This is a genomic window from Streptomyces sp. NPDC006624 (assembly GCF_040611555.1).
Taxonomy (GTDB): domain Bacteria; phylum Actinomycetota; class Actinomycetes; order Streptomycetales; family Streptomycetaceae; genus Streptomyces.
This window is the reverse complement of record NZ_JBEXOM010000031.1, coordinates 42010-65874: the sequence shown is the minus strand read 5'-3', so window position 1 is coordinate 65874 and position 23865 is coordinate 42010. Positions and strand designations below refer to the sequence as shown.

At 69.7% G+C, this 23865-nt stretch carries 16 protein-coding genes and 2 pseudogenes; 10 read left to right on the top strand and 8 right to left on the bottom strand.

Annotated elements, in window-relative coordinates; translation table 11 throughout:
* Positions 1-81 precede the first annotated feature (81 nt).
* From ABZY20_RS34655 to ABZY20_RS34645, 3 genes and pseudogenes are all read left to right on the top strand, one after another.
* A pseudogene (locus ABZY20_RS34655) lies at positions 82-479 on the top strand (transposase); the annotation flags it as partial.
* A 562-nt stretch (positions 480-1041) separates the two neighbouring features.
* Positions 1042-4272: an RHS repeat-associated core domain-containing protein gene (locus tag ABZY20_RS34650; protein ID WP_356447089.1), complete on the top strand. Its 3231-nt coding sequence runs from the start codon at positions 1042-1044 to the stop codon at positions 4270-4272.
* A gap of 59 nt (positions 4273-4331) precedes the next feature.
* The gene (locus tag ABZY20_RS34645; RefSeq protein WP_356447085.1) at positions 4332-4550 is read left to right on the top strand and encodes a hypothetical protein; all 219 of its coding nucleotides are present in this window, start codon (positions 4332-4334) and stop codon (positions 4548-4550) included.
* A 658-nt stretch (positions 4551-5208) separates the two neighbouring features.
* Here ABZY20_RS34645 and ABZY20_RS34640 read toward each other — a convergent pair.
* Both ABZY20_RS34640 and ABZY20_RS34635 read right to left on the bottom strand, forming a co-directional pair.
* Positions 5209-5664, bottom strand: coding sequence for a hypothetical protein (locus ABZY20_RS34640; protein ID WP_356447083.1), 456 nt, complete (start codon positions 5662-5664; stop codon positions 5209-5211).
* 40 nt (positions 5665-5704) lie between these two features.
* On the bottom strand, positions 5705-6589 hold the full coding sequence (locus ABZY20_RS34635; RefSeq protein ID WP_356447081.1) for a hypothetical protein: 885 nt from the start codon (positions 6587-6589) through the stop codon (positions 5705-5707).
* Between the two features lie 461 nt (positions 6590-7050).
* Between ABZY20_RS34635 and ABZY20_RS34630 the strand changes: the two genes are divergently transcribed.
* The 3 genes from ABZY20_RS34630 to ABZY20_RS34620 all read left to right on the top strand — a co-directional run bounded on the left by ABZY20_RS34630 (position 7051) and on the right by ABZY20_RS34620 (position 10909).
* The gene (locus ABZY20_RS34630) at positions 7051-7848 is read left to right on the top strand and encodes a serine/threonine protein kinase (RefSeq protein ID WP_356447080.1); all 798 of its coding nucleotides are present in this window, start codon (positions 7051-7053) and stop codon (positions 7846-7848) included.
* Positions 7849-8377: 529 nt separating this feature from the next.
* Positions 8378-9730, top strand: a complete 1353-nt coding sequence (locus ABZY20_RS34625; RefSeq protein ID WP_356447078.1) for a serine/threonine-protein kinase — start codon at positions 8378-8380, stop codon at positions 9728-9730.
* Between the two features lie 381 nt (positions 9731-10111).
* Positions 10112-10909 (top strand): DUF427 domain-containing protein, encoded by a 798-nt coding sequence (locus tag ABZY20_RS34620; RefSeq protein WP_356447076.1) that lies wholly within the window; start codon positions 10112-10114, stop codon positions 10907-10909.
* 299 nt (positions 10910-11208) lie between these two features.
* Here the strand turns inward: ABZY20_RS34620 and ABZY20_RS34615 are convergent, their stop codons facing one another.
* On the bottom strand, positions 11209-11778 hold the full coding sequence (locus ABZY20_RS34615; protein WP_356447075.1) for a hypothetical protein: 570 nt from the start codon (positions 11776-11778) through the stop codon (positions 11209-11211).
* Positions 11779-11814: 36 nt separating this feature from the next.
* Between ABZY20_RS34615 and ABZY20_RS34610 the strand changes: the two genes are divergently transcribed.
* Both ABZY20_RS34610 and ABZY20_RS34605 read left to right on the top strand, forming a co-directional pair.
* On the top strand, positions 11815-12504 hold the full coding sequence (locus ABZY20_RS34610; RefSeq protein ID WP_356447073.1) for a response regulator transcription factor: 690 nt from the start codon (positions 11815-11817) through the stop codon (positions 12502-12504).
* Positions 12501-13829, top strand: coding sequence for a HAMP domain-containing sensor histidine kinase (locus tag ABZY20_RS34605; RefSeq protein ID WP_356447071.1), 1329 nt, complete (start codon positions 12501-12503; stop codon positions 13827-13829). The genes ABZY20_RS34610 and ABZY20_RS34605 overlap by 4 nt, the downstream gene beginning before the upstream one ends.
* 6 nt (positions 13830-13835) lie before the next feature.
* On the opposite strand, the gene ABZY20_RS34600 is transcribed toward ABZY20_RS34605, so the two are convergent.
* The 3 genes and pseudogenes from ABZY20_RS34600 to ABZY20_RS34590 all read right to left on the bottom strand — a co-directional run bounded on the left by ABZY20_RS34600 (position 13836) and on the right by ABZY20_RS34590 (position 18592).
* Entirely contained in the window at positions 13836-14684 is an 849-nt protein-coding gene (locus ABZY20_RS34600; protein ID WP_356447069.1) for a CAP domain-containing protein, read from the bottom strand.
* Between the two features lie 377 nt (positions 14685-15061).
* Positions 15062-15637, bottom strand: a pseudogene (locus ABZY20_RS34595) (IS982 family transposase); the annotation flags it as partial.
* 342 nt (positions 15638-15979) lie between these two features.
* Positions 15980-18592: a glycoside hydrolase family 9 protein gene (locus ABZY20_RS34590; protein ID WP_356447067.1), complete on the bottom strand. Its 2613-nt coding sequence runs from the start codon at positions 18590-18592 to the stop codon at positions 15980-15982.
* A 586-nt stretch (positions 18593-19178) separates the two neighbouring features.
* Here ABZY20_RS34590 and ABZY20_RS34585 point away from each other — a divergent pair.
* The gene (locus ABZY20_RS34585; protein WP_356447065.1) at positions 19179-20174 is read left to right on the top strand and encodes a LacI family DNA-binding transcriptional regulator; all 996 of its coding nucleotides are present in this window, start codon (positions 19179-19181) and stop codon (positions 20172-20174) included.
* A gap of 54 nt (positions 20175-20228) precedes the next feature.
* Here ABZY20_RS34585 and ABZY20_RS34580 read toward each other — a convergent pair whose 3' ends face one another.
* On the bottom strand, positions 20229-21086 hold the full coding sequence (locus tag ABZY20_RS34580; RefSeq protein WP_356447063.1) for a helix-turn-helix domain-containing protein: 858 nt from the start codon (positions 21084-21086) through the stop codon (positions 20229-20231).
* A 151-nt stretch (positions 21087-21237) separates the two neighbouring features.
* Between ABZY20_RS34580 and ABZY20_RS34575 the strand changes: the two genes are divergently transcribed.
* Positions 21238-22101 carry a phytanoyl-CoA dioxygenase family protein gene (locus tag ABZY20_RS34575; protein WP_356447061.1) on the top strand — a complete coding sequence of 288 codons (864 nt, stop codon included), beginning with the start codon at positions 21238-21240 and terminating at the stop codon, positions 22099-22101.
* Positions 22102-22160: 59 nt separating this feature from the next.
* On the opposite strand, the gene ABZY20_RS34570 is transcribed toward ABZY20_RS34575, so the two are convergent.
* Positions 22161-23717 carry a right-handed parallel beta-helix repeat-containing protein gene (locus ABZY20_RS34570; protein WP_356447087.1) on the bottom strand — a complete coding sequence of 519 codons (1557 nt, stop codon included), beginning with the start codon at positions 23715-23717 and terminating at the stop codon, positions 22161-22163.
* Positions 23718-23865 lie beyond the last annotated feature (148 nt).

The following is a 23865-nucleotide window of genomic DNA, read 5'->3' as shown; positions in this document are numbered from 1 at the left end:
GGGCCGCTTTCCGGGGGGGGCTTCCCCTCCCCGGGGCCCCTGCCGGTGCCCCCCCCCTTTTTGTCGGCGCCCCGGCCCCCCATCCGGGTGCCGAGGACCGGCCGGGCCGGTCCTCGGCACCCGGATGCGCCATGGTCCTGGCCGACCGCGCGTACTCACCCCGCGCGACCCGCGGTCACCTGCGCAGGCGCCAGATCCGCGCGGTCATCCCACAGCCGTCGGACCAGATCGTCCATGGCCTGCGACGCGGCCGCCGAGGCGGACGCCCGCCCGGCTTCGACAGCGACGCAAACGAGCAGCGGAACACCGTCGAGCGGTGCATCAACCGCCTCGAACAGCGGCGCGGCACGGCCACACGAACCGGCAAACTCGCCCTTGCCGACCAGGCCGGACTCCACCTCGCCGCCATCCTCATCTGGGCACGGCGCTCATCAAGGAGCCAGAACCCAGGCCCGGCTGCGCCACGTGTACTTCGCTGATCGGCTTCATGCCCGGCACGATGCGTTCGTACGTGGGCAGATCCCCGCTCGCTGACGCGTTCACTCGGCCGAGTAGCGCCGCTGGGCAGCCCTGCAGGCGCCCGTCGCGGAGTCAGGTCCGCAGCAAACTGTTGTCGTAGGGAAAAGAACTCGTCAATCGTTGCAGGCTGAACGTGCGCACATCGACTGGTTCAGAGTGCCTTGCCTCTCGATGTGTCGCGTTCACGCCGTTTTGCCGAGTCAAGGGGAGGGGCTGGTTCCTGCCCGCATGGTAGGGGAGTTGCAGGGCACGGCACGGAAGTTTGTGCGAGTCCTGTGACAGGTTGTGGGCGCCCGGTGGCCGCTGGGGTTGCCGGGGTCTGCCTTCCTGTGGGGGGAAGTCATGCACAAGCGTGCCTTCGGCATGCCGTTTCGGCGTGCCCGCAAGAGATCAGCAACCGGTGTCACCCTGGCGGCGGTCACATCGATCGCACTGGCCGTCTCCGTTCTCCCCGGCGAGGGCGTGGCGGCGGCCGACGACAAGCCGGTGTCGGTATGGGGCAAGGACAGCCCCGACTTCGAGATGCCGGCGGTGAAGGTCGGTGAGAACCGTCCGGTGGCGTCCGAGCGGTCCGAGAACCCGACGGACGAGGCGTTCCTGCCCTGGCAGCGCGAGCAGCGTGAGCGCGTCAAGGGTCCCTCGGGCAAGGGGGGCGACGGCAAGCAGACATCGTCCCGGACCACGGCCGCCAATGCTTCGGCGCTGAGCATCGTCCCCGAGGGCCAGGGTGATGTGCCCTGGCACCGTTACACCAGCTTCGCGATCACGGACGCGCTGACCGCGAAGATCGACTACTCGACCGGCAACCTGATGCTGACGGCGACGGACTTCGACATCGCCGGCGTCGGTCAGCGCCTGCAACTGGCGCGGACCTACAACTCCCTTGATGCACCCTGGGGCAGGGTCTCGCAGCGCTGGTGGCAGCAGTACGAGCGCTACCTGTCCCTCTCCTCCACCGAGGCGGTCTTCTACGACACCTCCGGCGCGACCGTCCGCTTCACCAGGAACAGCGACGGCACCTTCACCACCCCCAAGGGCTACTCGCAGGACCTGAAGAAGAACACGGACGGCACCTACACCCTGACCAAGTGGAAGTCGGGTGCGAAGGAGACCTACAACCAGTACGGGACCCTGACGAAGGTCACCGACCGCAACAAGGGCACGATCACCGTCACCCAGCACGACGAGAACGGTGAGAACAAGGGCTTCAAGCTCGCCGAGACCCGCTCAGGCCGCTTCATCGACCTGGTGAAGACCGACGCCTCGCAATGGCAGGCCAAGGACAACACCGGCCGCACCGCCGTGTACGACCTCGACGCGGACGGCAACCTTGCCTCCACCACCGACACCGAGGGCAAGACGGTCACCTTCCGCCACGACTCCTCCGGCCGCATCGACAAGATCACCACCGCCGAGGGCCGCGTCACCGTCTTCACCTACGACGACACCAACCGCGTCACCTCCATGCTGCGCGGCACCGCCTTCAACAGCGACGGCCACACCGGCCCGACCTGGACCTACAGCTACTCCGCCGCCTCCCCGACGGCCGCCGGCACGACCACGGCCAAGGACCCGGAGCTGCACGCCACCCGGTACGCCCACGACGGCGACGGCCGGGTCACCGAGGTGACCGACGCGCTGGGCCGCAAGCGGTCGACGAAGTTCGACGCCAACAACAACATCGACTCCACCACGGACGCGATGGGCTCGGGCACCACTCCGGGCAACGTCACCGACTACGGCTTCAACACCCGCAACAACGTCGAATCCGTCACCCTGCCCACCGGTGGCAGGACGGTCAACACCTGGCAGACCATCGCCGGCGGCGACGTGCCCAAGGACTCCACCAACGCCGACGGCGAGAAGACCAGCTTCACCTACGACACGGCCGGCAACACCACCTCGGTGGCGCAGACCGGCACCGGCGGCGGCAACATCTCCTACGACTACAACCCCGCCACACCCACCTGCGGCGGCTTCGAGGGCCAGCGCTGCAAGGCGAAGACGAAGATGACCTCCACGAAGACGGTCACCACCGACTTCCACTACGACACCAAGGGCAACCTCGAATGGGTCAAGCCCCCCGCGCCGCTGGACAAGAGCACCTTCACCTACGACGCGCTGGGCCGCACCGAGACGGTCGCTGACGCCCGCGGCGTCACCAAGACGTACACCTACGACAACCGCGACCGCATCCGCACCGTCACCTCCCCGAACACGGTGAAGGTCGAGTACTGGTACGACGGCGACGGCAACCTGGTGCAGCGCTCGGACGGCACCGGCACCACCAAGTACGAGTTCGACCCGCTGCAGCGCGAGACGGTCCGCCACCTCCAGGACGGCTCCCAGACCCTGCTCGCCTACACCCCGTCCGGCAACGTCGACTACTACAGGGACCCGGCCGGCACGACCGACTACACCTGGAACGACGTCAACAAGCTCACCGAACTGAAAGACCCGCAAGGGAAGATCACCAAGTACGGCTACAACAACAACGACGTCCGCACGACGACCACCTACCCCGGCGGCACGGTGCACAAGGTCGACGTCGACAACGCCAGCCGCCCAAAGGCCATCAAGGCGGCCTCCCCGCAAGGCACCCTGGTCGACCTGGCCTACACCTACGGCTACGGCACGAACGCCGGCACCGACGGCTCCAAGATCCGCACCCTGACGGACAACGTCCGCACCACCAAGCGCACGTACTCCTACGACGGAGCGGGCCGCTTCTCCTACGCCAAGGAGGAGAAGTCCGGGGCGGTCACGGACTCCTGGCAGTACTGCTACGACCTGGCCGGCAACCTCACCTCGCAAGGAACCGACCAGGGCTGCCCACGCGGCACGACCTACACCTACAACGACGCCCAGCAACTCACCGCCAAGTCGACCACCAGCGGCCCCTGGTCCTACGACGCCGTCGGCAACGAGACCGCCGGCGCCTCCACGGACGACTACGCCCGCACGGGTGAGTCGTACACGGACCACTCGCAGCTGAAGTCGATCACGGTGAGCGGAAAGACGTACGCCGGCCAGTACGGCTCGACCGACCAGAGCGAGCGCATCAAGCTCGGTGACACCTCCTTCCACAACGGCCCGCTGGGCCTGTCCGCGAAGACAACCGCCGGTGCGGACATGGGCTTCAACCGCGAGCCCGGGGGCACGTTGAACTCCATGACGACCGGGGGCAAGACGTACTACTACCTCACGGACGCCATCGGCAGCGTGGTCGCCCTGGCGGACGGCGGCGGCAACAAGGTCAACACCTATGCCTACAGCCCCCGCGGCGTGCGCATCCTGGCCCAGTCGTCCGAACCGGTCGCCCAGCCCTACCGCTTCGCGGGCGGCTACCAGGACCCCACGGGCCTGTACCACTTCCAGGCCCGCTACTACGACGCCAGCATCGGCCGCTTCACCCAGCCCGACCCGTCGGGCCAGGAGAAGAACCCCTACCTCTACGCCGAAGGCGACCCCGTCAACCGCATCGACCCGCAGGGCACGCTCAGCATGGGAGGCGTGCTTGAAGGGCTCGGCAAAGGCAGCGACTTGCTGAACACCGGTATCGCCGCCTTCCACGGCGACACCCGTGCGGCTTGGGCCAGTGTGGCTGGGTGGGCCGTCGGCACAGTGGCTGGTTTGGGTTGTGGCGCTCTGACCGCAGGAACAGCGGTGGGAGCGGCGGTGGCTCCCGCCGTATGCGCGGGCGTGGGTTTCTACGCCGGCGAGATCGTGTCAGGCGCCATCAAGGGTGACTAGTTGAGCCGTCGCAGGGTGGGAGGGGGAGCCCCCTCCCACCCTTTTCGGAAGGAGCGAGTATGAACCAGGGAAGCTTCACCGACGCCAGCAGAACCCGCAGGAACTTGCGATGGACGACCATCGCCACCGTGCCCTGCGTCCTGCTGCTCATCTATCTGATCGTGGGCCAGGGGATCAGTGAGGCATGGATCGGGCTGGGAATCGTCGTCGTCGTGTGGGCCCTCATAGCTTGGCGCTTCAAAGGCGTGGGCACCAGCGGTCTGCCTCCTCAGCGCTGATCGATGACCTGCCACAGACACAGCTGCCGAGACGATCTCGAGCCGCCTCGACCTCAGGTCAAGGCGTGGCCAAGGGCGAGAACGGTCTTCACGAGACCTTTCCCGGCCCCGTCAACCGCATTGATCCGCAGGGCACGCTCAGCATGAGAGGGGTGGCTGATGCTCTCGGTCCGGCCGGTGACTGCCGTGATCAGGATGACGAAGGCCCCAATCCGTTTCGGTGTTTCCGCGCTTCGGCGACGATCGCACAGCCCCACTGCGGTCCTTGATTGAAGCGAACGAGGAACTGGAGAGGGTGGACCTGGATTCCACGCCCGACGCGTCGCCACCCGGGGCGACGCGTCGGGCGTGGGAATCGGAGCGGAGCCAGCCGCGCGGGGAACCAGGGACTCGGCGGCGGTGGAAGGGCACACCCCGACAGGACGCCTCAGGCCTCCGGGCCCGGGGCGTTCCGCGTCGGCAGGCCCCGCAGAACGCCGCCGCGGTGGGCGGTCGCTTACGAGGAAGCGGTCGCTTACGGGGAAGCTGAGGAACGGGACACCACCCTCGGGGTGGACCGCATTCCACGGCTGCCGCGGAGGAGGCCGGATTCGTCCTGCCACCTCCGCGGAGCACGCGGAGCATTGAAGTGAAGCGCGGGGTGAGGAGCTGGGGACCCTCAGCAGTTGTTGGACCAGCGGTGGCTGGAGATGTTGTTGTTCATCGTCTGTCCCTGGCCCGACTTGCCGTCCCACAGGAAGTAGATTCCCGTGAGGTTGTCGAGGTAGCGGCCGTTCGGCAGGCAGTTCTTGGAGCCGCCGTAGCCCGTGGTCCAGAACAGGTCGACGTCTTCGTACGCACCGGCATAGCCGCGGTTCTCCAGGGAGCTCGCCTTGTTGCGCATGCTGATGCCGGAGCAGGTCGACCAGTCGGTGTCGTCGTTCAGCCAGCGGCACTGGGCTCCGGTGCGTCGGAAGCCGTCCCACGCATACAGGTATCCGTCGGCGGCTGCGGCCGCCGGGGCGGAGGCCGCCGGCGTCGACGAGGACCGGGTGGGCTGTGCGGAGGCGGACGGGGCGGCCGCAGCCATGGCCGTGAGGGTGAGAGCGGTCAGGGCGATGCTGATCTTCTTCATGTTGTCCTTTTCGGTGGTGGTCGGGTGTTCCGGTGGATGGTCACTGCGAGCGGACGGTGGTGCGGGCGCGAGCAAGGGCTTCGTTCTCCAACGTGAGCCTGGTACGCACCTCCTCCTCGTACCGCTGGCGGAGTTGCTTGCCGTACCGCTCGTCTAGGCGGTGAGCTGTTCGGGACAGACCGGTACTTGCCGCGCAGCGTGCCTCGGTGACCGCTGTGCGGATCTCCTTTTCCCGGCTGATCCCGCGATCCGCGTTGAACGCGGCGCGGGTTTCCTGTGGGGTCGTGTAAGGGAATCCGCGGGCTCGCATGCAAGCCGACCAGTCTTCGACCGACTTCGTGAACTCGGCGTCGCCGGCGGTCATGCGGCTTCGCAGTGCGGCGAGAGCATCGGTGACCGTAGTGACACGAAACCATGTCTCGAGGTCTCCGTAGAGCTCCCTTTGGGCTTGCGCCGTGCAGCCGTCGTCCACGCGGCCGACGGTCATTCCGGCGGGATCACGAGCCGTGATGTGCCTGGCTGATTTCCTGCCGTGAAGAGCATCCAGCGCGCGCCTTTGTTCCGACGACGTCAATCCGGCGAAGTACCGCCGGTTCGGGTCGGACGTGCGCAACTTCTCGCGTTGTGCGGAGAGGTCGCTCCCGTATCCGTGTCTCGACGCCCACCTGAGATCGTCGACAACGTAGGGAAAGTCACGATCGTCGGGAAGCGGTCGCCGGGGCACCACCCACGTTGTGAAGCCGTGGCTCGCCATACAGGCACGGGTCAGTACCTCTTCGGCTTCGTGGAGCGTGTCCTTCTGCGCTTCGCTGAGAGCATGCGGTCGTGGAGTCGATGGTTCGGGCCCTGCATTCGCGAGGCCCACGGCTCCGACCACCGTCACGAGGGCCGCCGCCGCGATGACGGCTCTGCGGTGACGTCGCACCGTTCCTCCCTGTGAAAGCTCGTCTCCAGCCTGCTGTCAGGCGCGTCGTGATCGAGCAGAAGCGGTGTGCTTCCACTCATCGGAGCGCCTCGTGCCGCCGCCGACCGCACGTGCGCGGCCGATCGGACGCTGCAGAACGTAACGGCGAAGCGATCGGGTGCGTCATCCGGAAGTTCGCGGAGTGACGTCCTGTGGCCCTGTGAGGTAGGGCCGGAGTAGCCGGAGCACCGGGAGCAGCCGCTGTCACCGCGCGCATGGGCCCCCACGTCCCGGACACCACACGCGCGCCGGAGCGCGACCACGCGATGAACCGGGACAGTGGACGCGCTGGGGCGGGCGGCCGCCTTTTCCCTCACCGGCGTCTTCCAGCCGATGTGAGCAGGCGAGCCCGCACAGGCCAACTCCGCTGGCTACCATCCCTGGCGGCTGGGCACCGGCCGTGACGAGAGGGGAAACCGCCGATGAGCGGCATATTGATTCATGTGCCGCCGGCGCACGGCGGGGAGCCCACAACCTTGCACCTGGGCCCGGGGGAGACCGCGCGCTTCGGCCGGGGCACGACGGCGCATCCGGTCGAACTGCTGCTGCCCGACCCGGCCGTCTCCCGGTTCGCCGGGGAGATCCGGGTGACCGAGGACCACTGGCGGCTCAGCAACTACTCCACCACCCACAGCTATCTGGTCGAAAACCCGGAAGGGGCCGGAGAGTACCTTCGGATCGCGCCGCGCCGGTCCGGGGCGCCCATCCCGTTCGAGTTCGCCCGGGTGGTGCTGCCCACCCAGGGCTCCACGGTGAGCTTCCAGGTCTTTGCGCCCGACCACGTCTACCTCGACCCGGACGATCCCGCCGGAGTGCGGGGCACCCGAACGCTCCCCGCCTACTCCCTGGACGAGACCGCCACGTACTTCCTCGTCCTGGTGGCGCTCTGCGAACCGCGGCTGCGCGACGCGTCGGCCGTGTCCGTGCCGACCACCCCCCAGGTCGTGGAACGCCTCCGCACCCACCCGGCGCTGACGCGGCTGACCGCTCGGGCGGTCAGCGCCCACATCGACTATCTGGCGGAGCAGAAGCTGCGGGTGCGCGGGCTGCGGGACAACGCCGCCCCGGGCAGCGGTGCGCGGCGCACCGGCAAGCGCGAGGCGGTGGTCGGCGTCGCGCTGCGCTTCGGCCTGGTCCGTGAGGAACACCTGTCGCTACTGCCGTCCCGCGCACCTGGCCTCCCGCCGGCGAAACCGTCGCTGTCGGGGGACCACGGATGAGTCAGGCCACGGCAGGTCGTCGCCGGTAGTGCCGAGCCCGTCGCACAAGGCGCCGTCCGCGAAGTCGATGCCGAGCGCGAAGCCGATGCCGGCCGAGTCGACGAGCGGCGGGCCGAACGCGTCCACCTCGTGCTCCACGACCGAGCAAGTGGATCCGCCTGCGGCTCACCACGGGCGCTGTCACGAGCTGGAACCTGCGGCGACCCCGGCCGACGCGCTCTATCCTTTTGTCCGTCTGTCATACATGCCGTACGTCGCCGAAGCCTCAGTTTCCTGGCAGGAGCATGACTTTGCGCATACACGATGTCACCCCCATGACAGTGGTTGTCCTCGCTGCCATGGAGGGGGATGCTCCAGGTGCCGGTACGACGAGCTCCGGGCTGCGGAACGACCTCAACGGCGCGCGGCAGGCAGGGGCCTACGGGGGCGCGGCGCCGAAGGCCGCCGCGTGACTGAAGGGCCGCGTGTCGTTGGGGGCGAAGACTGGGCGGTTCCCGTGCCGGCCGGGTACAGGCTGGGACGCTGGGAAGTGGTCTCCCCTCTCGCGTCCGGCAATTGGGGCAGCGTCTATGCCGCACGCCGGGCCGCCGACGAGGATCCCGGCGGCGGGACGGCCGGTTCACCACCGGACGAGGTGGCCCTGAAATTCGTGATGACGAACGCCTTCGGGCCGCGCCGCTCCCGCGAGTGGCGGGAACTGGCCGAGCGTGAAGTCCAGTTCAGTCGGACCGCTGCCCACGACCGGCTCATCCAGGTCCTGGAGACCTTGGTGGTGAACGACGAGGAGCGGCCGGACCTGGACGGCGCCGTCGTCCTCGTCATGGAACGCGCCTCCGGCAGCCTGCAGGATCGGTTCGACACGGCAACCGACGGCGAGCCGCTCGCGGACGCCGACCGGGTCATCACCCAGATCTGCGAAGGGCTCGCCCACCTCCACGCGGAAGGCTGGGTCCACGGCGACCTCAAGCCCGCCAACGTGCTGATCATGCCGGACGGCTCGGTCCGGCTGGCCGACTTCGGACTGGTCTCGCGGGTGGACGGCACCCACGGTTACGCGCCGCCCCTCGGATCGCCGGACTACCTGCCGCCGGAACGCTGGCGGGCGGAGATCAGTGAGCGCGGGGTCCCGGTACGTCCCACGGCCGACATCTGGGCCCTGGGCGTCACCGTGCACCAGATCCTCACCGGAGGATCCCTCCCGTTTCCCGGCGCCACCGCTGGAGCGCGGGCGGCAGCGGTCCAGGAGTACGCGTGCGGCAGAGCCCCGCTGCGCCTGCATCCCGCTCTCGACGCCACCGGACGGGACTTCGTCACTCGTTGCCTTGCCCGTGACCACGCGAGCCGCGCCCCGGCCACCGCCGACCGCATGCTGGCTCTGGCCCGCCAATCCGCCCTCACGCTCACCCGGCGTCGGCGCACCGCGCCCGGGCGTCCGGGCATCTCCGCGGTGACGGGCGCCGCTGTCCTGGCCGTCGCCGCAACCACCGGGGGCTGGTGGTGGTTGACGGAACGGGCCACAGATGACGGAGCCAAGGCAGGACGCACGGCGCGGATCATCGTGTACAACGTCGAGACCCCGTGCCGGAATCAGACCGAGCGGCTGCGCGGCTGCAGCATGGGCCTGGCCTTGAACCCGTACAAGAAGTACAAGTCGGGCAATGTCTCCGAGCGTCGGATCTGGCACGGGGACGTGCTGGAAGCAGACTGCGTGGTATTCGAGGGGGACCGGGTGGCTGACGAGACCGGCGTCGGCACCACGCGCTGGTACCGGGTGAAGGTCCCCGAAGAGCCGTCCGGGCACGCCTGGTTCCCGGCCGTCCGCACCCGGCAAGAGCCCACCGCGCTGCCCACCTGCGAAAGCGTCGGCAGGCCGGGTGGCTAGAGCCGGGTGCCTGCGGCCCGCGCTGCCGGGGATTCCTTCGGATCCGCCGGGTGTCCGGTCCTTCCCGACCTGGTCTCTGACAACGCCGGGATCGCGTTCCCGTCGCCGGTGACCGAGCACCGCACGGAGCAGGCGCAGCAAGTACCTCGGCGTTGCGGGCCGAGTCCACTGTGGGCGCTCCCGGGGTGTCGCCTGCCTCAGGCCTGGAGGATCGCCGCTGGGGACGGATTACCCGGTGGCCTGCATCTCCTGTGCGGTGTCGGGGCGAAAGAGTATGGAGGACAGGGACCGCAGAGGAGTGAGCGTGACCGACATGGGCATGGGCCGGGGCGCAGTGCCGCCGAGAAGGGTGATGTCGACTGCACAGGCCGGTGATCAGCGATGACGAGATGGACGCCCCGGCCCGACGGCGGACGGCCCTCGGGGAAGCCCTGCTCCCACATCTGGACGGCGGACCCGCCCCCGCTGAGTGAGACGTGCGCGTCCTGCGCGGCGCGCGGACGCGTACCGGCCGACCTGCTGCTGTGCCTGACCTGCGGCCACGTGGGCTGCAGCGACAGCTCTCGCGGTGCTCACGCCACGGCCCACTTCGTCTCCAGCGCACACCCGGTGGCACGCGCCCTGGCACGCGAACGGGAATGGGCCTGGTGCTACGAGGACGAGGTGTATCTGGACCCGCTGGAAGAGCCCGGGCCGCGTTCCGCCCCGCGGACGCCCGAGTCGGTCTGGGACTATCCGCGGCCGCCCGTCATGCGGAAGGACGAACGTGACGTGCGGGTGGAGTGCGCAGGCCAGGCGGTGGCCGAGACCCGCAGGGCCGTCCGGGTACTGGAGACCAGCCATCCCCCCGTGTTCTACATCCCTCCGCAGGACGTCCGTACGGAGCTTCTGTTCCCGGCGGTCGCGGGCCGGACCCGGTGCGAATGGAAGGGGTCGGCTCGGTACTGGGACGTCATCGTGGGGGACGACGTACGCGCTCGCGCCGCCTGGAGCTATCCCCGTCCCGAGCCCGGCTACGCACCCCTGGCCGATTTCTTCGCCTTCTACCCGAGCCGCATGGACCGCTGCACGGTCGACGGAGAGGAGGTCACGGCTCAGGAGGGCGACTTCTACGGCGGCTGGATCACCGCGGAGGTGCGGGGTCCGTTCAAGGGTGCCCCGGGCACCCAGCTGTGGTGAGGCGGCGACGGTCAGAGCCGTCGCTGCGACGCCTTGCCGTCACGTGGTGCGAGGACACCCCCGCGGATGTCCTCGCCCCCCGATTCCGCCGCCCGCGCCTGCTCGTCAGCGGGTGCGCAGGGCGGTGTACTCCGAGGCCGGTTCGTCCGCCATGCGTGTCACGGAGAACGGCTCGGCGACCGGCTTCCTACCCGCGACTGGCGAGGACCTACAACACACACACCGTCCACCCCCACGGTCGGTGTCCCCACTTCTTCAGGACGAGCCCGGCGACCCAAGTACGTACACTCAAAGAGGCGTCACCACGACACCTCGCGGACGTCGGCCCGGCTCTGCGGCTGGACCGTGGCGGTGATCTCCGACCGGTGGCGGCTCGCCGAGAACGTCACCGTGAGCGTCTGCGCCTCTGTCCGGCTCGTACTCACCGTGAACCCCTGGTTCGGCACCGCCGAGATCAGGCACACCGCGTCGTCGCCGAACCGCACGGTGGCCTTGCCGCCCTCGGACGGCACCGTGTAGACGCCGGCGCCGCCTTCCTGGCACCCCGAGGCGTCCGCGCCGTTGGGCGCCTCCGGGGTACTGGTGCGGGCGGTGGGTGCCGGCGGTGGCGTCGGGCTGGGAACGGTCGCCGGCTCGCTGCTCCGGGGCGGCGGGCTCGGCCTGCCGCTGCTCGCCGACGGACTCGGGGAGGGCTTCGCGGTGGTGGGGCCCGGCCGCGGGGACTTCAGGGGCTCACTCGGCGCGGACTGCGCGACCGGCGCGGTCGGCCGGGTCGACCCCACCACGAAATGAATCGTGAGGATGACAGCGGTGACACTGGCGGCCGTGCAGGCCAGCCATATGATCAGGTAGCGCAGGAGGCGGGACACGGCACCATACTGACGGACCGGCTAACGTGCCTGCTCATGGCCTCTGTACTTGTCGTCGAGGACGACCCCGTCATCCGGGCCGCGCTGATCGAGGTCCTGACCGGTCACGGCTACGCGGTCAGGACCACCCACCAGGGTTTCGAGGCGCTGCGCGAGATCACCCAGAGCCCGCCGGACATCGTGGTGCTTGACCTGGGGCTGCCCGATCTCGACGGCCTCGACGTGCTGCGCATGATCCGGGGCATATCCCGCGTGCCGGTCCTGGTCGCCACCGCCCGTGACGACGAGAGCGAGATCATTCGGCTGCTCAACGCGGGGGCCGACGACTACCTGGTCAAGCCGTTCTCCGGCGGCCAGCTCGCCGCCCGGCTCGCCGCCGTGCTGCGCCGGTCCGTGCCCGCCGACGTACAGGCGGCCCGGCGGCCCGTTCTGCAGGTGGCAGACCTGCGCATCGACCCGGCCGCGCGCACCGCCCACCTGGCCGGCCGCGAACTGCCCCTGACCCGCCGCGAGTTCGATCTGCTCGCCTACCTCGCCGCCCACGCCGACCAGGTCGTCACCCGGCAGCGCATACTCGCCGAGGTGTGGCAGCAGCCGTACGTCGAGGATCAGACGGTCGACGTCCACCTCTCCGCGCTCCGCCGCAAGATGGGCGAGAAGGCGCGAAAACCCCGTTATCTGCGCACGGTTCGTGGCCTGGGTATCAAGTTGGTCAGCTCGCCATGAGACGTGCCCTCGCCGGAATCGCCCTGGCCGTCACCTCCATGGTGGCTCTGTCCTTCCTCATCCCCCTCGCCCTCCTCGTGCGCGAACAGGCACGGGACCGGGCCACCACGGCCGCCCAGCAGCGGGCGTCCGCCCTGTCTCCGGTACTCGCCCTCACCACCCGGCGCGCCGACGTGCAGCAGGCCGTCGCCGAGCTCGGCTCCTCCGACCAGCTCGTCGTGCGTCTGCCCGACGGCGGCTTCGTCGGCACCCCGCGCGCGCCCCGGGACGCGCTAGACCGGGCCGTGCGCGGGCGCGAGACGCTGGCCGTGGACACCGCCGGCGGCTGGGTCTACCTCCAGCCCGTCGTCCTGCAGGGCGACCGGGTCGCGGTCGTGGAAGCCTTCGTGCCGTCCGCGGATCTCACCCGGGGCGTGGCCGCGTCCTGGGGCGTCATGGCGCTGCTCGCGCTGGGTCTGGTCGGCGGTTCGGTACTCGTGGCCGACCGGCTCGGCGCACGCGTCGTCCGGTCGTCGCGCAGTCTCAAGCGCGCCTCACTGGCTCTCGGCTCCGGCGACCTCGACGTGCGTGTCGAACCCGACGGCCCGCCCGAACTGCAGGAGGCCGGGGCGGCGTTCAACACCATGGCCGACCGCGTCCTCGACCTGCTCGCCGTGGAACGCGAGCTGGTCGCCGACCTCTCGCACCGGCTGCGCACCCCGTTGACCGCCCTCTACCTGGAGGCCGACCGGATGGGGTCGACGCCCAGCGCCCGGCGGGTCGCGGAGGCGGCCGGCCAGCTGGAGAGCGAACTGGACTCGATCATCGCCGCGGCCCGTACACCGCTGGCGTCGGCACGGCCGGCCCGTGCGGCGGCCGGCCGGGCGAAGTCGTGCGACGTGGCCGAAGTGGTCGCCATGCGCCTGGACTTCTGGTCGGTCCTCGCCGCCAAGCAAGGACGGCCCTACGAGCGCTCCCTCACGCCCCGATTGGTGCCCGTCGCCTTCCCCGAGGACGACCTCGCGGCCGTCGTCGATGCCCTGATCGGCAACGTCTTCCGGCACACCCCGGAGGGCACCGCCTTCGCCGTGCGCGTGGAGCGGGCGGATCGGCACGTGTTCCTCACGGTCGACGACGCGGGACCGGGGGTGGCGGACCCCGGCGCAGCGCTCACGCGGGGTGTGAGCGTCGGCGGTTCGACGGGGCTGGGACTGGACATCGTGGCCCGGGCGTCCCGCGCGGCGGACGGCGAACTGACGATCACCCGGGCGCCCTTGGGCGGCGCCCGGGTGCGGGTGTCGTTCGTACTGGCTGACGCGGGCGGGGCCGGCGGCGGAGGGCGGTGACCGGGGTCAGCGACCGGCGCCGAAGTTCTGCGTCCACCAGGGGCCGCCGTCGCCGAAGTGGACGCCCACGCCCAGCTCCTTGAAGGAGCAGTTGAGTATGTTCGCGCGGTGTCCGGGGCTGTTCATCCAGGACTTCATCACCGAGGCTGCGTCCGCCTGGCCCTGGGCTATGTTCTCGCCCAGGGTCGACCACTGGTATCCCGCGGCTTCGACCCGGGTCCTCATCGTCGAGCCGTCGGGGCCGGTGTGGGACATCACGCCGCTGCTCGCCATGACGTCGCTGTAGTCGTCGGCGGCCCGGGTGAGCCGGTCGTTCGCCGTGACCGGCGAACACCCCGCCGTGGCACGCTCCTTGTTGACCAGCGCGAGCACCTGGGCCTCGGGCCCGCCACCGGACTCGGAGCCCGACCCGGAGTCCGATCCGCTGCCGCCCTGCCGCACACCGCCGGAACCGCTCGCCGCCCCGCCGCCGCTGCTCTTCGCCGCCGTCCCCGCGGGCGCCTTCGACGCGGGGACAGTGGTCTTCCGCGCACGGGTAGGGCTCGCCGACGGCTTCCGCTTCTCCTTCGGCTTCGCGATCGGTGAGCTGCTCGCCGTGGCGCTCGGGCTCGCCGAGGCAGAGGTGAGCGGTGCCGCACTGCCGGCGGCGTCCCCGGCGCCCGGCGTCCTGTCCGTGCTGTTCGCGACCACCCGGTCCGACGCGTCGCCGTCCTCGCCGCTGACGACGGCCACGGTGATCCCGACGCCCGCGATCGCAGCGACGGCTCCCATGGCCAGCGCGGGACCGCGCGTCTTCGGCCCACTGCGGGGGCGGGCGTGGAAGCGGGACGGGCGAGCGGCTCGGCGGGAACCCATGCAGGACACCTCGGTCTGTCGGTCGGCTGACTCGGCCCCGTGTCCGGTGGCCGCGATCGCGGCCACCGGACCTGTGGGGGGTGTTCGAGAGCCTAGGACCCGGCCGAGGCGGAGACCTCTGTTCGAAGGTCATCTTCAAGAACCCTTAAGAGAGCGGCCAAAGTCCCTTGAGGAACGGATGGAACGGTCTCGGCCTGCCTTCTCCGTAACGGAGCTGTCGCATCTCCCGCCTGGCCGGCGCCAGGATGCGGCCGACTTGCACCGGCCCAGATCGGAAGCCGCGGACCGCAGATGCATCCGAACGCCCGCATGACGGCTTCCTCGGCGCTTGCGTTCGTCGACTCCGGCCGCTCCCCAGACGAGTGAGTCCGATGTTCTCAGTGGTCGTAGGCGATCAGGGATCTTCGGTCTTGGCGTCGGTGGTCCAGGTGTGCCGGACGCCGGCTGCGAGGGCGAGGAGTCGTTGTCCGGTGCGGGCGAAGACTCCGGCAGGTGTTCTGCCACCGTCCTGTTCGAGGCTGAGCCGGCGCTTGAAGGTGTCGATGACGGCCTCGATCCACTGCCGGACACGGGCGATCTCGCCGTGGCGGGCCGGTTCGTCCTTGCGGTCCGGCCGCACCAGGTGAACACCGAGACGCTCGGCGAGGAACGCCTCCAACTCCTCGCCGGCGAGGCCTTTGTCGGTTGTCGGTCAGGATCACCTGCCCGGCGTGGACGAGGCGATGGTCGCGTTCCAGCAGGGCGGTCATCACTTCCCGCTTACCGAGTTTCGGGTTCGCCAGCCACCGGGTGACGGGCATGCCCTCCGCTGTGGTGACCAGGTAGAGCCGCAAGCCCCAGGACAAGCCGGAGTGGCGGCGGCAGTAGCCGTATCCGCAGCGCCCGGCGAGGTCGGAGCGTTCGACGGTCCCGCGGGAGGCCGCGCAGGGCAGCGGGGTGGAGTCGATCAGGCGCGACCTGCCGACCGAGTTCGGGCCCTGGCAGAGCGAATACGGCCGCTTCCGGAACTGGGCGGCACCACAGCGTTTTCCAGGACCGGCAGAGTCAGACCGGGGAACCGGCACCAGGCCACAGAGCCGGCCCCGCCCACCGTGACCTCGTTCCACAGCGGGCCGGGCCGGTGCGCTCACGGCGGACCGATCGCGGCACGCACCCTTCTCGGCTGCGCCGCCCGTCGGGCACGCGTGGTCCGGGTCGCCAGGGGCGAGTCCGCACGGCACCACGCGACTGGGCCGCCTGGCGGGCCAGGCGGCAGAGCCGTCCGGCAGCCGCGTCACCGGACCGCCAGCGCGGGATCAGTGGCGGTTGCCGTGTTCCTGTGCCAGGTAACCCCGCATGAGAAGTTGGTTGGCCATCACGCCGCCTACCGTGTGCTCCGTGAACGTCCAGTGGCGGATGTCGAACACGCTCTCCGCCCAAGGCCACTGCTCCCACGCCGGATGGATACGGGGAGCCAGCGCCGCCTTGGCGTGTTGCGCGCCCCAGGTCGACTGGTGCAGCGGTCCTGCCGCAGAGAGGCCCTTCGGGATGCGCTGTCCGGTGAAGTAGGCCTGGAGGTGGAACGACACCACCTGGCGGGATCCCAGACCGCCGGTGAAGCCGGCGTTGTGCGGATTGCGGCCGAGGCCGAACTGCGCCATCTGCGCCAGGGCGCGGACGTACTTGCCGTCGCCCGTCACTCGGTGGGCCAGCACCAAGGGGTACGGCTCGCCCAGACGATCTTCCCAGTCCCTGGGGGTGGCAATGAGCATGACCGGTGAGTTGTCGACGGTTGCCGCGGCTTGGTCACCGTGAGCCGCGATCGTCTCGATCGCCCGCGCCTGGAGGTCCTCGTCGACCATGGAGACCGGCAGGGTTGCGTAGACGCCCAGGCCCCACGGGCCGGAGTACGAGAAGCGGTCCAGCCGCAGGTCGCCGTCCGGGTGGATGCGCGCCAGGGACTCCTTGAACAGATCATGCCAACGCGACTCGCCCGTCAGACGGTACATCCACGCGGCGGCCAGGTTCTGCGTCTCGTCCCGCGGGAAGTGGCTGGTGTGGAAGATGTCGGGGACCTGCGCGTTGGCGACCGCCCACTCCATCGCCCGTGTCGCGCTGGCACGGTACGTCGCGCTCAGCCGCGGATCGTACCGGCGCAGCACCAGGGAGAGCTGTGCGGCGGCAGCCGCGTAGGCGTACGAGACCTGCGGCGTCGAAGGCGTCACCGCGGTCGGCATCCCGTGGGCGAAGCCCGGCTCGTCCGGGTGCTCGATCGACTCGACGCTGCTCGGAATGCCCCCGTCGGCGTACTGGATGCGGCGAAACAACTCCATGCACCACAGCGCTTCGTTGACGAGGTCCGGGATGTGGTTGCCGGACTCGGGAAGGTTGAGCCGCAACCGCTCGAAGTAGCGGGGGTTGCTCTCGTACAGGTCCAGCATCGCGTGGACCCCCCGGGTGTGGTTCTGCCCCCCGATGTTGCGGTCGTAGTCGCCCGCGTCGTGCCAGCCGCCCCAGGCGTCGGGGTTGTGTGTGTCCAGCAGGATGGACGCCTGGATCCGCTTGAACGGATTGCCCTCGCCCGACTTGGCCGGGAACCGGACTGGGTCGAAGAAGACCGCCGGGTCGGTGGAGTGCACCTTGAAGCCGTCGTCCGGGTGCAGCGCGCGGGCGACGCGGAAGTCGGTGTGGGGCGGGCCCAGCTTGATGCCCGAGCGCTGGTTCAGGTAGCCGTGCGCAGAGACCTTGGCGGCTTCCTCCCAGACCCGCCGGTCGATGCGGAACGGGAAGGAGCAGCCGAGGCCGGGCACCCAGACGCGGTAGGCACCAGGCCTGTCGAACGAGGAGAAGTCCAGAGCGTACGTGGTCACCGGCATCGCCGCGCTGTCGGAATCCTTGGCGGGATAGATCGGGGTGATCTTGCCCGGCACCGCGTCCTGCCGTACCCGCACCCTGCCGCTGAACACTGTCGCGCCGCTGCGCGCCTCCACCAGATGGAACCGCCGCAGCGACGACAGCGCGGCGTCGCCGCCGGTGCCCAGCCACATCGCCATCATGGCGATCTTGTCCTTCTCCTCCGGGTGGTATCCCACCTGGTTGACGTGGAGGGCCTCGGTGCGCAGGCGCCGGTCGTCGAAGGTGAACCGCAGCTCGGGCCCGAGGGGCGAGCCCGCAGCCAGCCGAAGGCGGTAGGTGGCGCCCGGCTTCAGTGCCCGCGGCAGCTTCAGGTAGATCTCGTGCCGCGCCGTGCTCACGTTCTCGACGAGACCGTTGTCCGTCATGGCCCATTCGGCCATCTGCGGCTTGCTCTTGCGGAACACCTCCAGGGGCTCGGTCGCGCTGCCGTAACCAGTGTCGTCCTCGGAATCGAGTGCGTAGCTCGCCTTCGCATCGGCCCGCGCGAGGTCCAACTCCTGGCCCATCAGCCGACGGTGGGGCCACAGGTACAGGTTGTTGTCCGGACCCGCCAGGTTGCCCAGGCTCTTGCCGTCGCGGAACAGCTCCCGCCCTCGCGCCCAGCTGTGTTCACCGTTCGGGCCGTACGGCACCAGCCGGCTGCGCTCCACCCTGTCGCCGGGTTGTGCCACGTACTTCTCGACGGGGAAAGCCACGATGAACTGCGCGTCCACCACGATGGCCAGAGTGTCGGGCGCCGCCGCGTAGATGTGCCGGAGCTTGGGCTCGGCCGTCGCCGGCCCACCGTCGGCCTGACGCACCAGGTCATGCTGAATGCCCTGGTAGGGCTCGAAGTTGAGCGGCAGATCGGTCCGCGGCCGGTGCCCGGCGGCGACCGCGGCTGCCTGGGACGCCGTCCCGGCGGCCCCGTTCGCCAGAGGGGACGACACGCCGACCGCGGCGGTGGCAACCCCCAGTGCCGTGAGAAACGTACGGCGCGATGCGCTGCCGCGCGGAGGCGTCGGCTCGTTCATGGTCAATCTCCTGTCTTCACTGACGTCGGAGTCGACGTGTCCCGGCCGGGCACCCTGGCCAGGACGCCGAGTCGGCGGTCGACCCCTCCGGATCGCCGTTCATCACTCCTGGGCGACGGCGCTCGGCCCACCGGACGGGCATCCGGTTCGGCTGCACGGTCTGGCGCGAGGCGACCGCATCCACCAGCTCCGGACCTGCGTGCCGCCTCACCGCAGAACGTCTGCTCGGCGCAAGGGCGTTGGGCATGGCTGCTGAATTCGAGGCCCCATCGTCACGGCGATTGAACGCAAAATCAAGGGTCTCGTCACACATCGGTTCCGAAACCGGAGCCGACGCTTCGGTGCGGCCCTCCGCGAGGCCGCCCTCAAGGCCGCCCTCAAGGGCTTCCTCTCGGGCGAAGCTCCTGGGCGCACCGGCCCGCGGCCGGAACCAGGGAGGTCTTCCCCGGGGCGCCGGGGCGCCGGGGCTCCAGGGGGCCCGCATCCGGGGCGAGCGGAGGGGTTGTGCCAGGTCACGGCGGGGGCACACGGGGTGGACGGAGGATGCGGTGCGGTAGATTCTGTACCCATGGTTACTCTCCGGACGGTGGCCGAGCACGCGGGCGTCTCAGCGGCTGTGGTGTCAGCCGCCATCTCAGGCAGCAGTACCGTTCGCATGAGCGAAGCCACTCGGCAGCGGGTTCTCGAGGCCATCCGTGAGCTCGGCTATGTGCCCAATCACGCCGCCAGGTCGCTGAAGACCTCCCGCACCGGCATCGTGGCCACCATCACGCCGAAGATCTCGAACCCGGTCTTCGACGAGGCGCTGCGCGGGGTGCAGGACGCTGCGGACGCCCATGAGGGCGTCGTGCTCATATCCGACTCCGACCGCATTTCCCCCGGAAGTAATCTGATGAGCCGCCTCGTGGGAACGGGTATGGCGGATGGTTTCCTCGTCCGGTTCATGGCGGTCGACAACGAGAACATCGCGGCGTTCACCGCGCGAGGGGTGCCTTGCGTGATCCTGAACGGCCCGTCCGACGGCACCCACGTCTGTGTGTGGGTCGACGACCGTCAAGGGATCTTTTTCGCGACAGATCACCTCCTGGAGCTGGGGCACCGGAGGATCGGGCTCATCGGCGGCCCACCGGTGCCCTTCACCGCGGACGCCCGCGGGAACGGCTTCCGCGCGGCCTTCAGGAGCCGAGGGCTGACGCCTCCCGGCCGGGAGTGGATCCTGCCCGGGTACGAGCCCCACGACGTGAAGACGCGCCTGTCCTCCCTCATGCGCCGGGGAGACCCTCCCACGGCCGTCGTGATCGACAACATCGTGCTTGCGCGAGGGCTCGTGGCGGCGGTCGCCGACCTCGGCCTGCGGGTGCCTGGCGATCTCTCCGTGATCGCCTATCACGACATCCCGCAGGCCGACTTCTACCGGCCGGCACTGTCGACGGTGAAGATGCCCCTCTACGAAGCGGGCGTCCGCGGCTACGAGACGCTGAAACGGATGATCGACGGCGGACAGGGCCGCAGCGCGACCGTCCGCAAGCCCGCTCCGACGATCATCGACCGGGGATCCACCGCTCCACCCGGACCGACGTAACGGGCCGGACCGGCCGGACCACGCACCGGCGGCGGTGCGGCGCGGCCCGGCGCATCAGCGGTCGCACGCTGGAGTGCTCGGCGTGCCCGGCCTGTGCAGAACGTCCTGTCCCCTGGTGCGGCGATACGCGGTCGGCGTCGATCCTGTCCCCGAGCGGAAGGCACGGTAGAAGCTGGAGCGGGTCTGGAAGCCGCTGGCGTGCGCGATCCGGTCGATCCCCCAGGACGTGCCGGCCAGAAGCGTCCGCGCATGGGCGACCCGCAGTTCGGTGACGTAGTGCCAGACGGACATGCCGAAGGCGTCCTTGAAAACCTGTGCCGCGTACGTCGGGTGGGTGTCCGCCCGTTCGGCGATCTCCGCCACGCTGAGCGGTTCTGTGTAGCTCCGGGCGACGACCGTCAGCATTCGCTCCGCAGCGGGTGAGTAGACCGTTCGCGGACGCACATCCATGCAACCGGTGGCGGAGAGGCGGGCGAGGCGGGCGAGCATTTCGAGCAGGCAGACCTGGTGACGAGCACGCGGGCCGCCACTCAGCTCACCGACCCAGCGGGACATCAGCAGACGGTCGTGCGCGGCCTCTCGCGGTGACCCGTGGAGTACGCCCCCGGCCAGAAGCGCACTCACCGCGGACTGTGTCGCCGGCTGACCGGTCAGCGCGCCCAGCGGCACGGTGGCCCAGATCAGTTCCACCGGCCCCTCGGTGTGCATCAGGTGGGGACAGCCGCCCCAGAAGACGGTGAGTCGATCGGCGCGCAGCTCGATGGTGCGCGCGCCGATCTCGTACCAGGCGGTGCCGGCCAGCAGGAGATTGAACTCGACTTCCGGGTGCAGGTGGCCCCGGGACATGGCAGCAGACGTCTGACGGTACGCGTCCAGCCCGATGGTGTGGACATCGGTCACCTCTCCAGCCATCGGCCACCTCCTCCGCCATCGGTCACTCCTCGGCAGCACCTTGAGGTTATGCGACAGCCTGGCCGGTTGAGGAAGATGCTCCGGGTCCACCCGCCCCGGCACAGTGGAGGCCGCAACCCCCCACCGACCCCCATCTCTCCCGGGAGACAGCATGGCTGTGCGCAGATCCAGTGCCCTCGATGACTTCCTCTTCGACCTGAACGGATACCTGGTCCTCGAGAACGCCGTGAACGAGGAGCTGCTGAGCAGGCTCAACGCCGAGTTCGACGCGTTCCCACAGCACATCGACCGAGGTGAGTGGTACCGCGGCGCGCAGCGCCGCGACTACACCCCCGAGACCGGATTCGAACTGCACCAGGCCGTCGCCGCGGGCCGGCCGTTCGAGGAACTGGTCGACCACCCCAGCTGGTTCGGCCTCGTCAGCCACTATGCCGGCGAGGAGGACAGCTACGTGGCAGGTGTCTGCATCGACGAGTCGATCGCCTCCATCCGTACCGCCGGAGGACACCATCCCGTCCACTCCGGCGGCTACCGGGGTGCGGTCCGTGGTCAGTACCGCCACACCCACGGCGTCTTCCGCTGCGGACAGGTCAACATCATCCTCGCGCTTACCGATATCGGACCGGGCGACGGGGCGACCATGGTCGTGCCCGGTTCGCACAAGTCGAACCTGCCGCACCCGCTGGCCGGCGGCTGTGACGGTGACCGGATCGACACGCTGCCCGGCGCGGTGGAGGTCCATCTGCGCCGCGGCGACGCGCTGTTGTTCGTCGACGGACTCATGCACGGCGGCTCCTCCCGCGTCAATCCCGGTGAACGCCGGGTGCTCATCTACCGGTACGGACCGATCTGGGCCGCCAGCCGCTTCGGTTACGCCTACGACCAGGCATGGCTGGACACGCTGACGCCGCTGCGAAGAGGTGTGCTGCAGCCGGTGCCGCCGGTACGCACGGGCGACCCGATCAGGAGCGAGACGGGCTCGACCCAGCGGGAGCTCCTGGAGAGCGGGACGTAACAGGCCTCCTGAGTCCACCGAAGCGGACCTGTCCGGCCCGCCGCCAGGCGCCCTCGTCCCTACAGCGCGCCGAAGGTCTTCATGCCGAGACGGCCGGCCTTCGCCGGGGTACGGGTGCAGGGAGAGCCCGAACCGACCTGATAGTCGTCCGGGTTCCGGCTGTCGGCGTTCCTGAAGCGGGGGTCGCCGACGGTCGCCCGGGCGTCGATCTGCCGGGGCGGACGGTTCGACCAGCAGTTGGTGTCGAAGCGGACCCCGGAGCGGCTCCCGATCTGGAGCAGGCCGTGCGACGGGGCCGCGAGGACATTGTTGACGAGGCTGAGGTTGTCGACCGTGCGCTCGTCGGGCGTTCCGCCGACGACGACGAGCGCTTCGGAGACCTTGGCGAGGCGTGGAGGCCGGGCGAAGGTGTTGTGCGCGACCGTGACATCGCGCATGCCGCACGCCTCGGCGGCGTTCTCGCGGGTGTCGCACTCATAGGGGTAGTAGCTCAGGGCGGCGGCGGAGCCGCTCACCACGTTGTGCGTGATCGACACGTTCTTCAGGGGCACGAAACTCCGATAGCTCTCCTGGGCGAGCTGGATACCCGCGGCGGGCCGGCTGTTGCGCTCGAAGGTCTTCTTGCCGGTGCTGGTGATGAAGTTGCGGTCGATGCTGACCTGCGACGCGTTGTCGACGTAGACGTTCACGCTCCAGTTGTCACGGACGGTGTTGCGCGAGACGGTGCAGTCGGTCGACAGCAGGCAGTCGATGCCCTCGCCGAAGTTCTCGTAGACCTCGTTGCCGGTGATCGTCACGCCATCGGTGTGGTGGGCCACGATCGCGGGGCTCCAGTCGGCTTCCTGGGGCCGGTGTGCGGGGCTGTGCCGTGTGCTGGTTCCGGTGACCTCGTTGCCGTCGAGCAGGATCTGTCGGTTGCGTCGCTTCGCGGTGCCCAGCGAGTTGATTCCCGCGTTCTTGACGTCGGAGACCTTGGTATTGCTGATCCGCACATGGCTGGACGCGTAGACGGTGATGCCCGCACCGCTGCGGTTGTTCCGGCAGGTGAGGTTGCGGACCACGACGTACTCGGCGTGGTTGACCGCGAGGCAGTTGAGGCCCTGGAAGCTCTTGAGCGGCACGGCGGGCGCCTTGCTCATGTCGATCCCGGAACCGGGACCAGCGCCTTCGACGATCAGCGGGCGGCCGTGCGTTCCGGACAGGTTGACCGCGGGTTCCTTCGTCGGCGTGTGCATACCGTGCACCCGGATGAGACGCCCGGCGGGCCCGCGCCGACCGGCGGCCTCCAGGGCCGCGTCGAGGGTGGCGAACTCGTTGCCGCCCTGTGCGCCGGCCCGTACGACCAGCACCTCGACGGGCGCGGCGTCGCCTTGCCAGGCGGGGGCCGGCACGCGGGCGGAGGCCGCGCCGATCTCGTCGCCGGTCTTCTCCTGAGGGACGCGGCTTGTCGCTGGAGAACTGGGCTCGCTGCTGCCGGGCGCCGCCGGCTTGTCCGGCGGCGCCGGACTCCTCTCGGCCTTCGGCGCGCCGCTGTTGCCGGATGCCGTCTGTGTGGGGGCCGGCCCCTGCGCGCCGTCCCCGTTGCCGGCGCCGCAGCCGGCCAGAAGCGTCAGCACGCTCAACGACACGGCGGTCCTGGCCAGGAGACGGGCGCGAGCCCGCTGATGGGATGGGCGTACGGGGGGCGGCTTCATCGTGACAAACACGTGCTCTCCTGCGTGAGGGAAGGTCGTTGGGGACGTGCGTGGGCTCGGCGATCCAGGC